General features: G+C 42.7%; 13 protein-coding genes. 12 read left to right on the plus strand and 1 reads right to left on the minus strand.

The genetic code is table 11. From position 1 onward, the window contains the following. Positions 1-112: 112 nt before the first annotated feature. The 5 genes from I2D69_RS08655 (at position 113) to I2D69_RS08675 (ending at position 5,181) form a co-directional block, all read left to right on the plus strand. A complete protein-coding gene (locus I2D69_RS08655) occupies positions 113-385 on the plus strand; it encodes an ACT domain-containing protein (protein ID WP_021925040.1) in 273 nt (90 codons plus the stop codon). An 83-nt stretch (positions 386-468) separates the two neighbouring features. Then, positions 469-1,833 (plus strand): PFL family protein, encoded by a 1,365-nt coding sequence (locus tag I2D69_RS08660; protein ID WP_195379746.1) that lies wholly within the window; start codon positions 469-471, stop codon positions 1,831-1,833. Positions 1,834-2,411: 578 nt separating this feature from the next. Beyond that, entirely contained in the window at positions 2,412-3,437 is a 1,026-nt protein-coding gene (locus I2D69_RS08665) for an ABC transporter substrate-binding protein (RefSeq protein WP_173718134.1), read from the plus strand. A 16-nt stretch (positions 3,438-3,453) separates the two neighbouring features. Next, positions 3,454-4,386: an ABC transporter permease gene (locus I2D69_RS08670; RefSeq protein ID WP_195379747.1), complete on the plus strand. Its 933-nt coding sequence runs from the start codon at positions 3,454-3,456 to the stop codon at positions 4,384-4,386. Positions 4,387-4,389: 3 nt separating this feature from the next. Then, complete coding sequence (locus tag I2D69_RS08675) at positions 4,390-5,181, plus strand: ATP-binding cassette domain-containing protein (RefSeq protein WP_195379748.1); 792 nt, start codon at positions 4,390-4,392, stop codon at positions 5,179-5,181. A gap of 76 nt (positions 5,182-5,257) precedes the next feature. Here I2D69_RS08675 and I2D69_RS08680 read toward each other — a convergent pair whose 3' ends face one another. Beyond that, a complete protein-coding gene (locus I2D69_RS08680; RefSeq protein WP_173774110.1) occupies positions 5,258-6,571 on the minus strand; it encodes a nucleotidyltransferase family protein in 1,314 nt (437 codons plus the stop codon). 165 nt (positions 6,572-6,736) lie between these two features. On the opposite strand from I2D69_RS08680, the gene pta reads away from it, so the two are divergent. The 7 genes from pta to I2D69_RS08710 all read left to right on the plus strand — a co-directional run bounded on the left by pta (position 6,737) and on the right by I2D69_RS08710 (position 13,088). Beyond that, positions 6,737-7,741 carry a phosphate acetyltransferase gene (gene pta, locus I2D69_RS08685; RefSeq protein ID WP_118580048.1) on the plus strand — a complete coding sequence of 335 codons (1,005 nt, stop codon included), beginning with the start codon at positions 6,737-6,739 and terminating at the stop codon, positions 7,739-7,741. A 127-nt stretch (positions 7,742-7,868) separates the two neighbouring features. Then, positions 7,869-9,059 (plus strand): acetate kinase, encoded by a 1,191-nt coding sequence (locus tag I2D69_RS08690; protein WP_118580050.1) that lies wholly within the window; start codon positions 7,869-7,871, stop codon positions 9,057-9,059. A gap of 603 nt (positions 9,060-9,662) precedes the next feature. Then, complete coding sequence (locus I2D69_RS20065; RefSeq protein ID WP_243243784.1) at positions 9,663-10,172, plus strand: hypothetical protein; 510 nt, start codon at positions 9,663-9,665, stop codon at positions 10,170-10,172. Beyond that, positions 10,159-11,028: a transposase gene (locus tag I2D69_RS20070; RefSeq protein WP_347708390.1), complete on the plus strand. Its 870-nt coding sequence runs from the start codon at positions 10,159-10,161 to the stop codon at positions 11,026-11,028. Before I2D69_RS20065 ends, I2D69_RS20070 begins: the two co-directional genes overlap by 14 nt. Before the next feature lie 274 nt (positions 11,029-11,302). Next, positions 11,303-11,830, plus strand: coding sequence for a DUF177 domain-containing protein (locus tag I2D69_RS08700; RefSeq protein ID WP_195379749.1), 528 nt, complete (start codon positions 11,303-11,305; stop codon positions 11,828-11,830). Positions 11,831-11,835: 5 nt separating this feature from the next. Beyond that, entirely contained in the window at positions 11,836-12,018 is a 183-nt protein-coding gene (gene rpmF / locus I2D69_RS08705; RefSeq protein WP_077610953.1) for a 50S ribosomal protein L32, read from the plus strand. 182 nt (positions 12,019-12,200) lie between these two features. After that, positions 12,201-13,088 (plus strand): alpha/beta hydrolase, encoded by an 888-nt coding sequence (locus I2D69_RS08710; RefSeq protein ID WP_195379750.1) that lies wholly within the window; start codon positions 12,201-12,203, stop codon positions 13,086-13,088. Positions 13,089-13,261: the final 173 nt, after the last annotated feature.

Genomic DNA, 13,261 nt, shown 5'->3' on the forward strand with positions numbered 1-13,261 from the left:
CTATATTTGAAATACAGGTTCAGTTTTTATATACAGATCAGGGAAAACTTAAAGCTGTATTTTCCCTGGGACAGTCAAAATGGGCTGCAGACCCAAATACAGGAGGAGTATCATGAAAAAAACAATTATCACAGTAGTAGGAAATGACACCGTTGGTATTATTGCAAAGGTATGTACTTATCTTGCCCAGAATCAGGTTAACATTCTGGATATCTCCCAGACGATTGTACAGGGATATTTTAACATGATGATGGTCGCAGATACCAGTGCTTCAGACAAGGAAATTGCAACTCTTTCCAAAGAACTGGCTGCTCTCGGGGATGAGATCGGCGTAGTGATCCATTGTCAGCATGAGGATATTTTCAACGTAATGCATCGAATTTGAAATGAAAGTCCCATCCATCGGACTTTCATTTAACAAAAATGTCGCCTGTAGGTGATATATCCATAGAAAGGAATACGAATGCTATGATTAATATATTTGAGGTGAATGAGACCAACAAAATGATCGAGCAGGAGAATCTGGATGTACGTACCATTACTCTTGGAATCAGCCTGCTGGATTGTATTGACAGCGATCTTGAGAAATTAAACGAAAAAATTTATAACAAAATTACCACATATGCCAAAGATCTGGTGGCAACTGGTGAGAAAATATCAGCACAGTACGGAATTCCAATTGTAAACAAACGAATTTCTGTTACACCAATCGGTCTGATTGGGGGTGCTACATGCAAAACTACAGATGATTTTGTAACAATAGCCAGGACCCTGGACAAAGCTGCCAAGCAGGTGGGAGTGAACTTTATTGGTGGATATACAGCTCTTGTAAGTAAGGGAATGACACCGGCAGAGGAGCTTCTGATCCGTTCTATTCCGCAGGCGCTTGCCAGTACAGAGCGGGTATGCAGTTCTGTGAATGTTGGTTCCACAAAGACTGGAATCAATATGGATGCCGTGAAGCTTATGGGAGAGATTATTCTGGAAACAGCTCAGGCAACCAAAGAACAGGATTCCCTTGGCTGTGCCAAGCTGGTAGTATTCTGCAATGCGCCGGATGACAACCCGTTTATGGCAGGTGCTTTCCACGGCGTTACAGAAGCTGACAGTATTATTAATGTTGGCGTCAGTGGTCCAGGTGTTGTAAAAACCGCTCTGGAGAAAGTAAGAGGAGAGGATTTCGAAACTCTCTGTGAGATGATCAAACGAACTGCATTTAAGGTAACCCGTGTAGGTCAGCTGGTTGCCAGGGAGGCTTCCAAGATGCTTGGCGTTCCATTTGGAATTGTGGATCTTTCCCTTGCGCCTACTCCTGCAATCGGTGACAGTGTGGCTGAGATCCTGGAAGAAATCGGTCTTGAAAGAGCCGGTGCACCTGGAACTACAGCAGCTCTTGCCCTGTTAAATGACCAGGTAAAAAAAGGTGGTGTAATGGCTTCCACAGCAGTTGGAGGCTTGAGTGGTGCATTTATTCCGGTCAGCGAGGATCAGGGAATGATCGATGCGGTAACAGCAGGTGCCCTTACCATTGAGAAATTAGAGGCTATGACCTGCGTATGCTCTGTGGGACTTGATATGATCGCAGTACCAGGTGATACGAAGGCATCCACCATTTCCGGCATTATTGCAGATGAAGCAGCAATTGGAATGGTGAACCAGAAAACAACAGCAGTCCGTCTGATCCCTGTTATCGGAAAAGGAGTAGGAGAGACAGTAGAATTCGGTGGTCTTCTTGGCTATGCACCAATCATGCCGGTAAATAATTTCTCCTGTGATGCGTTTGTGGCAAGAGGCGGAAGAATTCCAGCTCCGATCCATAGCTTTAAAAACTAAGTTTTCTGGGTTACTGGTCACGGAGTGAACAGAAACTTTTTTGGATAAATTTGCACTTGACATTCTTACATCACTGTGCTAAAGTATAAATCAGTTAAACCGATGAGAAAGAGTAGTAAATCAGATGTGACATTTAGTCGTTATGAATGGACTGAATAATGACTTATCAGAGAGCGAAGGATGGTGTGATCTTCGTATGAAGCGGCTGATGGAATGGACTTTCGAGGGCGGCCCGAAATTATATTTCAGGAGAGTAGGCGCCGACGGGAACCGAACCCGTTACCAATCAGGAGTGTATGTTTGTACATGAGAAAGTGGACGATTTGTCAATTTGAGTGGCACCGCGATAATAAGATTTTATTACCGTCTCAAAGAGCAACAGGGAATGTTGTTTTTTGAAGACGGTTTTTTGATATCCATTTTACCACTCATTCTTTCTCGCAGACAAGATGCAGAAGATCGGCTTAGTTATCTTCTGGAGCCTGTTTGAAAATCATTTCCGTAAAGTGTGACACATATTATGCGGAAAGCCTTTTTAAACACGCTCCCGCCAATTTTAAGAGAGAGAGGAAAACACTATGAAAAAAAGAATGATCGCAATCGCAGCAGCAACAATGGCAACTATGATGATGGCAACACCTGTTCTTGCAGAGGACTACAAGATCGGTATCTGCAATTATGTAGATGACGCATCTCTGAACCAGATCGTAGACAATCTGGAAAGCCGCCTGAAAGAAATCGGTGATGAGAAGGGTGTAAACTTTGATATTTCCTATGACAATTGTAATGCAGATGCCAATGTTATGGAGCAGATTATTTCTGATTTCCAGGCAGACGGTGTAGACCTTATGGTTGGCGTTGCAACACCAGTAGCTATGCGTATGCAGGCAAGCACAGAAGGAACTGACACACCGGTTGTATTCTCCGCAGTATCGGATCCGGTTGGTGCAGGTCTTGTAGAGTCCCTGGAGGCACCTGGTGCAAATCTTACCGGAACAAGCGATTATCTGGATACCGCTTCCATTATGAAACTGATCGAAGCTGTAAATCCGGATACCAAGAAGATCGGACTTTTATATGATATCGGACAGGATTCCTCTACAGCAGCCATCGAGGCAGCAAAAGCTTACATGGATGAGAACGGAATCGAATATGTTGAGCGTACCGGAACCACTACTGATGAAGTTCAGCTTGCAGCAGATGCACTTGTTGCAGATGGTGTTGACGCAGTGTTTACCCCAACTGATAATACTATTATGACAGCAGAGCTTTCTATTTATGAGAAATTTATTGATGCAGGAATTCCGCATTACACAGGAGCTGATTCCTTTGCGTTAAATGGTGCTTTCGCAGGATACGGTGTTGATTACGCAAATCTTGGAGCAAAAACAGCAGATATGGTTGCTGATATCCTTCTGAATGGAGCTGATCCGGCAACCACTCCTGTAGAAACCTTTGATAATGGTACTGCTACTGTAAACACAGAAACATGCGAAGCTCTCGGCCTTGATTTTGAAACTGTCAAAGCTGCTATGGAGCCGCTCTGCACACAGGTAAATGAGATTGTGACAGCAGAGAGCTTTGACGAACTGGAAGCAAATTAATGATTAACCGGAGGAAATGATTGTGACACTGGCTACTGCACTCTCCTTAGGAGAAACTGCCTTGAAACTTGGACTGATCTGTTCCCTGACTGTCCTTGCATTGTTTTTAAGTTATTCCATGCTGAATGTCTGCGACCTTTCTACAGACGGCTGCTTTACATTAGGAGCCGCTGTAGGAGCCGCCGTGGCGGTCAGCGGACATCCTTTTTTATCAATAATAGCAGCAATGCTTGCCGGAATCTGTTCTGGCTTTGTAACCGGATTTTTGCAGACAAAAATGGGAGTAGACAGTCTGCTTGCGGGAATTATTGTGAATACAGGGTTGTATTCGATTAACATAGCAGTGATGGGAGGCTCTTCCCTGATCAATATGAACCGTACAGATACGGTGTTTTCCATGATGAAGGATGTTCTGGCAGATACCCCTCTGAAGGGAAGAACAGATATAATTGTTGCGCTGATCGCAGTAGCAGCAGTGGTTGCTTTTCTGGTGGTATTTTTAAAGACGCGGCTTGGTCTTGCAATCCGTGCTACAGGAAATAATGCAGATATGGTGAAGTCGTCGTCTATCAACCCGGTATTTACAACGATTATCGGACTTTGTATTGCAAACTCTTTTACAGCACTGTCCGGATGCCTTCTTTCCCAGTCTCAGAAATCTGTGGATATTAACATCGGTCAGGGAATGGTTACCATTGCGCTTGCTTCCCTGCTGATCGGAGGAACAATTCTTGGAAAAGGCGGAATTTTTGTAAGAGCTGTGGGAATGGTATTGGGTTCTTTTATTTTCCGACTGGTTTATACGGTAGCTTTAAGATTTAACATGCCGGCGTTTATGCTGAAACTGGTATCTTCTGTGATCGTTATTCTGGCAATTTCCGGTCCTTATCTGAAACGACAGTGGCCGCAGCTGAAAAGAAGAATGACGCACAAGAAGGGAGGTATCTGATTCATGTTAAAGCTTTCACATATTTCCAAAACCTTTAATCCAGGAACGGTAAATGAAAAAGTGGCAATCAGAGATTTGTCTCTGCATCTTGAAAAAGGCGATTTTGCAACGATTATCGGCTCCAACGGAGCTGGTAAATCTACTATGTTTAATGCCATCTGTGGAGATTTTCTCACAGATTCCGGATCTATTGTTCTGGATGGAGAGGATATTACATTTCTGCCACAGCATGCCAGAGCAAAAAATATCGGGAGACTGTATCAGGATCCGATGCGGGGAACTGCTCCTGGAATGACGATTCTGGAGAACCTTGCGCTTGCTGCAGGGCAGGGAGGCTGGCTTTCCCGTATTTCCAAAAGTGATAAACAGCGTTTTCGTGAACAGCTTGCACTTCTGGATATTGGTCTTGAAGATCGCATGAACCATCCAGTGGGACTTCTTTCAGGAGGCCAGAGACAGGCACTTACTCTTTTGATGGCAACTATGAATCCACCGAAATTGCTTCTTCTGGATGAGCATACAGCAGCTCTTGATCCGGGAACAGCCGAGAAGGTGCTGAACCTGACCAGCAGGATCGTGAAAGAGCACCGACTGACCTGTCTGATGATCACCCACAATATGCAGTCTGCACTGGAGCTTGGAAATCGTATTTTGATGATGGATTCCGGTGATATTGTTCTGGATATCAAGGAAGAGGAGAAAAAAGGCCTTACTGTGGAAGGACTGCTTGACAAGTTTAAAGTTGGAGCAGGAAAGAAACTGGATAATGACCGTATCCTTCTTTCTAATGAGTAAGACGAAATTGATAAAAGTGAGCCCTGGCTATTGCACGGAAATGCAGTAGCCGGGGCTCTTTATGCAGTAGAGAATATTATACAATAATAATCTGTTGTCTGTATTCATGAACATAAGAAGCACTGTTTTTTTGTGCCAGAATGCTTTCGTAAAGATTGGATGCGAAAGTTGTTTCATTTAGTAAATCCATAGCTTGCGGTGCGTTTTCAAGCACTGCGGCAGCATCCGGCAGTCTGGTAAGCAGAGGAATGCTGCTGCATTTTTTTATTTTGCCCAGAAGCGCAGAACTGTTTTTTCGAAATCCCAGAACCCGGGCGTAGGGAATCTGCGCTGGCACACTCTGAATATGAAGAAGCATGTGAAGCAGTGCTCTCTGGATCCTGGTGCGTGTGATCTCCTTGGTTTTCAGGAGGTCGGCAAACTGGGAAAATGTTTTATACTGATCCCTGCAGGAGAGAATCCTTCTGGCAAGAGCGTGGGACATGTCCAGATATGTGCACAGGCTTTCTTCTTTTTCCTGAAGAAGACAGTAGCGGTAAAGCGTATCCAGATCGTTTTCCAGAAGATAATGATTTCTGGAAATTGCCTGTAAAAATAGTTCCAGGGAATTTGCTGGTAAAAATTTTTTTGCCATATCAGAAAGGAACGCAAAATTCTGTATTGAGGTTTCTGATGCTTCAGATAAAAAGCAGTGGGAATGCTTGGTATTGGACCAGTCCCCTTTGGGTGGAACGTTGAAATCCAAAATGGCATTCCGAATAGCAGAAGCAGAAGGAAAGTGATTTTCAGACAGAGTATTTTCGTGATAATCATTTCCTTCCCGTTTAATGGAAACCGGTGAAATAGAGCTGTTTTCCCGTAAAATAGCCTTGCAGTATTCGATTCCAAGAATATTATTGGGGGAAGAGAGCAATTGCTGGTATTTTTCTGATTCGGGAAAAACTGCAGAGAGAGCCATGCTTCTGGCCTTTGGAAAAGTCATTCCGTTTTTCAGATTCCGGCGAAGGGCGTCCTGAAAAGCTTCCGGCTCCTCTGCCAGGATTTTGGCCAGCTCCATAAGCGCATCCGTATCACCGCATTCACTTCCGAAACAAAGTATATCTGTAACCCCAAGTCCATCCAGAAGCTGTACGCCTCCTCTGGCAAATAACTCTGCACTGGCAGAAGAAATGGAAACCGGCAGCTCCAGAACCAGGTCTGCGCCGCTCCGAAGAGCCATTTCTGCACGTACATATTTTGAAAAAAGAGCAGGGGTTCCTCTTTGCACGAAATCACCACTCATGGCGATAACTACATAGTCTGTCCTTAGTTTTTCTTTTATATAGTTTATCTGATATTCATGTCCTGTATGGAATGGATTGTATTCTGCAATAATTCCGGCTGTTTTCATAAAATTGCACCTCAAAAAATACGTTGTTCTTCCATATTCTAACATTGAAAAGCTTGAAATACAAGGCGGGGTGGCGTATAATGAGGATAAGTTACTGAAAGGGAAAGGGATATTTATGCCAGTTCCCAGAGGATTACTGTAACAAATGAAAGGAGCCATTTAATCATGGGATTTATTGATGTAATCAAAGAAAGAGCAAAATCCAGCATTAAGACAATCGTACTGCCAGAGACAGAGGACATGAGAACTCTTGAAGCAGCAGACAAAATTTTAAAAGAGGGAATTGCTAAGCTTGTACTTGTTGGTAATGAGGAAGCAGTTAAGAAGAGCGCAGCTGAAGGCGGCTTCGACATTTCCGGTGCACAGATCGTAGATCCTGCAACATCTGAGAAGACTCAGGGATATATTGACAAATTAGTAGAGTTAAGACAGAAAAAAGGCATGACACCAGAGCAGGCTAAGGAGATCCTTCTGAACCAGTATCTGTATTATGGTGTTATGATGGTTAAGATGGGCGATGCAGACGGTATGGTTTCCGGAGCTTGCCACTCTACAGCTGATACCTTAAGACCATGCCTTCAGATCCTGAAGACAAAACCAGGTACCAAGCTTGTTTCCGCATTCTTCCTGATCATCGTTCCGGATTGCGAGTACGGCGCTAACGGTGCATTCGTATTCGGTGATTCCGGTCTGAACCAGAACCCGAATCCAGAAGAACTTGCAGCAATCGCAGCTTCTTCTGCTGAGTCCTTCAAGCTTCTTGTACAGGAAGAGCCTGTAGTAGCTATGCTTTCCCATTCTACAAAGGGAAGTGCGAAACATGCAGATGTTGATAAAGTTGTTGAGGCTACCAGGATTGCGAAAGAGCAGAATCCGGACCTTGCACTTGACGGAGAGTTCCAGCTGGATGCGGCTATCGTTCCAAGCGTAGGTGCTTCTAAAGCTCCGGGAAGCCCGGTTGCAGGTAAGGCTAACGTTCTTATCTTCCCAGACCTTGATGCAGGAAACATCGGATACAAGCTGGCTCAGCGTCTTGCAAAAGCAGAAGCTTACGGACCTATCACCCAGGGTATCGCAAAACCTGTAAATGACCTGTCCCGTGGATGCTCCGCTGACGATATCGTTGGTGTTGTAGCTATCACATCCGTACAGTGCCAGGCTCAGGACTAATTTGGAATTAGTCTGAAAAGGGCTGAATCGTATTGTGATTGAGGGCACATGCCCTTGAAGAGATACCAGAGGAATAAAATATCTGGTGTCAGGTAATACATAATCATGTAAACAGGAGAGTAAAAAAATGAATGTATTGGTAATTAACTGCGGTAGTTCTTCTTTAAAATACCAGTTGATCGATTCCGACACAGAAGCTGTTCTTGCAAAAGGACTTTGCGAGAGAATCGGAATTGACGGAAGACTGGTATACCAGAAAGCCGGAAATGACAAAGAAATCACAGAGGCTTCCATGCCGACTCATAAAGAAGCCATCCAGATGGTTCTGGAAGCTCTTACAAATGAGAAAACAGGCGCGATCAAGAGCCTTGCAGAGGTTAATGCAATTGGTCACCGTATCGTACACGGCGGCGAGAAATTCGCTTCTTCCGCTATCATCACAGATGAGATGATCAAAGCAGTAGAAGAGTGCAACGATCTTGCACCGCTTCACAACCCGGCAAACCTGATCGGTATCCGCGTATGCTCCGAGCTTATGCCAAACGTACCTCAGGTAGGTGTATTCGATACCGCATTCCATCAGACAATGCCTGCAAAAGCATATTTGTACGGACTTCCGATCGAGTACTACAAGAACTACAAAGTAAGAAGATACGGCTTCCACGGAACCTCCCACAGCTTCGTATCCAAACGTGCTGTTGAGTTCCTTGGCCTTGACAAAGATAACTCCAAGGTTATCGTTTGCCACCTTGGAAACGGTTCTTCCATCAGTGCTGTACAGAATGGCAAATGCGTAGATACTACAATGGGTCTTACTCCTCTTGAAGGTGTTGTAATGGGTACACGTTCCGGAAGCATTGATCCGGCTATCGTTGAGTACATTGCAAAGAAAGAGAACCTGGATCTTGCAGGTGTTATGAATGTTCTCAATAAGAAATCCGGTCTTCAGGGTATGTCCGGTGTTTCCAGTGATATGCGTGACCTTAGAGCCGCAGCCGCTGAGGGCAACGAGGATGCTAAGAATGCAATCGAAGTTCTCTGCTATGGCATTGCGAAATATGTAGGTGGATATGTAGCTGCTATGAACGGTGTTGATGCAATCGTGTTTACAGCTGGTATCGGTGAGAATGTTGGCATGATTCGTGAGAAAGTCTGCTCTTATCTTGGATTCCTTGGTGTTACAATTGATGCTAAGGCTAATGAGGCTATGGGCGAGGAAGTTGTTATTTCCGGTGCTGATTCCAAGGTAAAGGTTGCAGTTATCCCGACTAACGAGGAGCTTGCAATCTGCCGTGATACTGTAGCACTTGTAAAATAATCGTTACTGTTCACTGGTAACGTTCCGCGAGGTGTTTTTTGTGAACAAAGTTCACAGAAAACCCGAGAATTAAGTTTGCGAAGCAAACGCTACTTCTTGTGCTTGTCACAAGAAGGTTCGTCTTTCTGTGCATCGCGAAGCGCGTTACTGTGAACGGAGTGAACAGTAACAAATAATCAGCTGCAGTGTGATCAGCAGTACATTGCAAAGTCAGTTGCTGAGAGGCAGGCTGCTTTGCGGTAATACTGCATTACTTTGTAAAAATAAATGCATAAATCCTGCCAGAGAATCATACGCTCTGGCAGGATTTTATATGCAACAGGAAATTGATTTTATATTCCACCTGAAATTTCGTCAGCTTGTGCATCGCGAAGCGCGTTACTGTGAACGGAGTGAACCAATGTCATTTAGTTAATTTTCAAGGTTAGATCTTATACATGAGGTCTAACCTCTTTTTTAGTTTTTCCCTAAATAGGGGTTGACACTTCAACTCAAATGTACGGCCGCTCTCACTACTGATTGGTTTTTAGAAGTAGTGAGAGCGGCCTTTGTAGTTAAAGAAGCATCTGCACGATGCAAATACAACTACAAGGAGATTTTTTTATGCTACAAAACCAAATCAAAACCATATTTAATTCGGCTGTCTCAAAGGTCGTTGACAACATTGACCAGTATACTTTTTCTCCAGAAAAAGATTTGAAACGCCACAAAAAACTTCCAGCTGATAAACTTATCTCATTTCTGATTTCAGAAGGCTCCGCCTCAACAAAATTAGAACTTTTAGATTTTTTCAATCTAAGTAATAACTGCGTGACAAATTCAGCTCTTAATCAGCAAAGGGCCAAACTCAAACCAGAGGCACTTCAACAAGTTATGTATGAATTTAATGATGCCATTTTCCAAGAAAAGGTTTCATCGAAATACCGTTTTATTGCTGCCGATGGATCCACGGCCACCTATTTTAGCAAAGCATCCTTTTCACCAGATGAGTACTACGTAAATCAAGGGCATTCACAGAAAGGATTTTACAGCATGCATATTAACGCATTTCAGGATATTCAAAAACATATCTATACTGATATTCTCATTCAACCGGTTCATAAAAAAAGATGAATTCAATGCTTTCTGTACCATTGTTGACAGACATCCGGCTCTTCCTAATACTAAAAATGTTTATATAGGTGACCGTGGATATTGTTCTTATAACAACATGGCTCATGTTATTGCTTCTGCCCAATATTTTCTTTTTCGAACTAAAGATATTCACTCCAAAGGTCTGGTTGGAAAATTTAATTATCCTGATTCTGACACCTTCGATATCGATGTGAATGTTACACTTGTCAGAAGTTACTCGAGAAAAATCCAGGTGAAAACTGATTACTATAAACGTTTTGTGGACCACGCTACATCTTTTGATTATCTTGAATACGGGGCCGATGATACATACGATATCTCTTTCCGGGTCGTTCGTATTAAAATATCTGATGATACCTATGAGTGTCTGGTCACAAATCTTCCACGTAAAGAATTCAATATGCAGCAACTAAAACTTTTATACTTTGCCAGATGGTCTATAGAATCCTCTTTTCGAAAACTGAAATATACGATTGGTCTAAACAACTTTCATTCGTATAAACCAGATTATATAAAGCAGGAAATCTATGCAAGAATCATTCTATATAATGTGACAGAAACCATAATCAACAATACGATAATTGAAAAACGTGAAACAAAGCATGCCTACAAAGTGAATTTTACAGTAGCGGCACATATAAGTAGAATCTTCCTTCGTCTGACCATGAAAGAAGATTCCATAGATGTTATGGAAATCCTTAAGTCCGAACTTATTCCAATAAGGGACGAACGCCAATACCCAAGGCTAAAGACAGCTCATTTCCAAAACCTCGGTATTTTATATATAGAGCTGCTTAAGAAAATTCATAACACTTTGAATTATAGCATTTTTTGAAGCAGATGAAAATCTGCTTATTTGTCGTTGAAGAAAATATCCTTTATGTTGATAAAATTTTCCAACTTCCCACTCTCATAATCAAATCCAATAACTTTCGTGTCTAATATCGTATTTCTAATGGTGTTATCTCATTCATATTCCAATTAACTAAATGACATTGCGGAGTGAACAGTAACTTTTTTTGAAAATTTATTGTATATAAGAGAAAATTCAAGTTGACAAATAATGACAGGGTATGTATAATTGATTAAGTGTGAATAGGGAGACGATTATGCAGATACATTTATCAGATATTTCATCCAGCGAAGGTAAGAGTCAGCACTACAGTGTTGCTTTTGAGATGGATACCATCACCTTCCAGCAGGGAACCTTTCCAGTACTGGCGAAGGAACCTGTAGAGCTTACGATTACGAATACCGGCGACAGAGTTCTGGAACTGGAGGGAAGCGGTCTTGTGACTGTTGGAATTCCATGTGACAGATGTCTGGAAGAGGTTAGGACCAGGATTCCTTTTGAATTCAAGAGGAAACTTGACATGAAGCTTACGGATGAAGAACGTGTGAATGATCTGGATGAGAGCAGCTATCTCACCGGCTATGACCTGGATGTGGACCGTTTGGTCTATCTTGAGGTACTGATGAGCTGGCCTTTGAAAGTCTTATGTAAAGAAGACTGCAAAGGGATTTGCAGCAGATGCGGGAAGAACCTGAATAATGGTCCCTGCGGATGTGCCGAGGAGCCTAAGGATCCCCGTATGGCAGCTATCAGTGATATATTCAGTAAATTTAAGGAGGTGTAACCGAAATGTCCATCTGCCCAAAGAATAAATCTTCCAAAGCAAGACGCGATAAGAGAAGAGCAAACTGGAAAATGAGCGCTCCGAACCTTGTAAAATGCAGCAAATGCGGCGCGCTTATGATGCCACACAGAGTTTGCAAGGCTTGCGGAAGCTATAACAAAAAAGAGATCGTTAAAGTTGAAGACTAATGGCGAATCTTTTAAGAACACCTGAGTTGATTGGGTGTTCTTTTTTTATGCAGCAAGCAGGATTCTTTCCTGTTGTTTTTTCTATATAATTCATCTATAATGAAATGAGTGTCAAAAGGTCTTTTGACACTGGTATCATTTATAATATTCACAGAAAAAATACATTACCTGGAGGAACTACAATGTCTGAATTTAGCGATAAGATCAGATCAGAATTTAAAAAGGCAGATGATGAGCGCGATGCTCTTATGAATACCCCGGAAGACATCGAACGTTGGGATAATATTGTATATGGACATGATGACAGGGAGATGCAGAGGCTGGACGTATACAGGCCGAAGCAGGCACAGGGAGAAGACCTTCCGATCATTATCAGCGTTCATGGAGGAGCCTGGATGTATGGAGATAAAGAAAGATACCAGTACTATTGTATGAGTCTTGCACAGCGAGGATTTGCTGTTGTAAACTTTACATATCGTCTGGCTCCTGAGAGCAAATTTCCAGCACAGTTAGAGGATGTAAATCTGGTATGCAAGTGGGTGATGAAGCGTGCAGGAAGATTCCATTTTGATACAGAACGTATTTTTGCAGTAGGAGATTCTGCAGGAGCTCATCTTCTGGGACTTTATGCAGCAATCTGTACGAATCCGGCATATGCTGCCAAATATGATTTTGCTGTACCAGAGGGCTTTGCCCTTACTGCAATTGCTTTAAATTGCGGTGTGTACAGGATCCCAAGGGAAGGGGCAGACAATATGACTATGTTGATCATGAAGGAACTTCTTCCGGAAGGCGGTACAGAGGAAGAACTGGAGAGCATTGATGTACTGAACGGCATTACAGATGTTTATCCTCCTGTATTTTGTATGACTTCCGTGGCAGATCATCAGAAAGCACAGGCACCTGCATTAGTCCAGAAACTGATGGAGAATAATGTGCCCTTTGTATATCGTGTGTTTGGAGATAAGGTTAATAAACTTGGTCACGTGTTCCACTGCGATGTAAAAACAATTGATGCTGCCCAGTGCAATGATGCAGAATGTGATTTTTTCAGGGAGTTTTGTTTCTGATAGTAAGACATTCATGTAAAACATATTACGGTACAATGCAAAGTTAGAGCCTGTTTGAAAAATCATTCCTGCAATCTGCACGCCCCACAAATTGTGACGCACATCTTGCAGAAAGCCTTTTTCAAACACGCTCTTGTTGTTGTGATAAAGTAAACAGTAACACCCATTTTTCA

Origin of the sequence: Ruminococcus sp. D54t1_190329_F1 (assembly GCF_015551645.1) — a bacterium.
In the GTDB taxonomy this organism is placed as follows: Bacteria; Bacillota; Clostridia; order Lachnospirales; family Lachnospiraceae; genus Blautia_A; species Blautia_A faecis.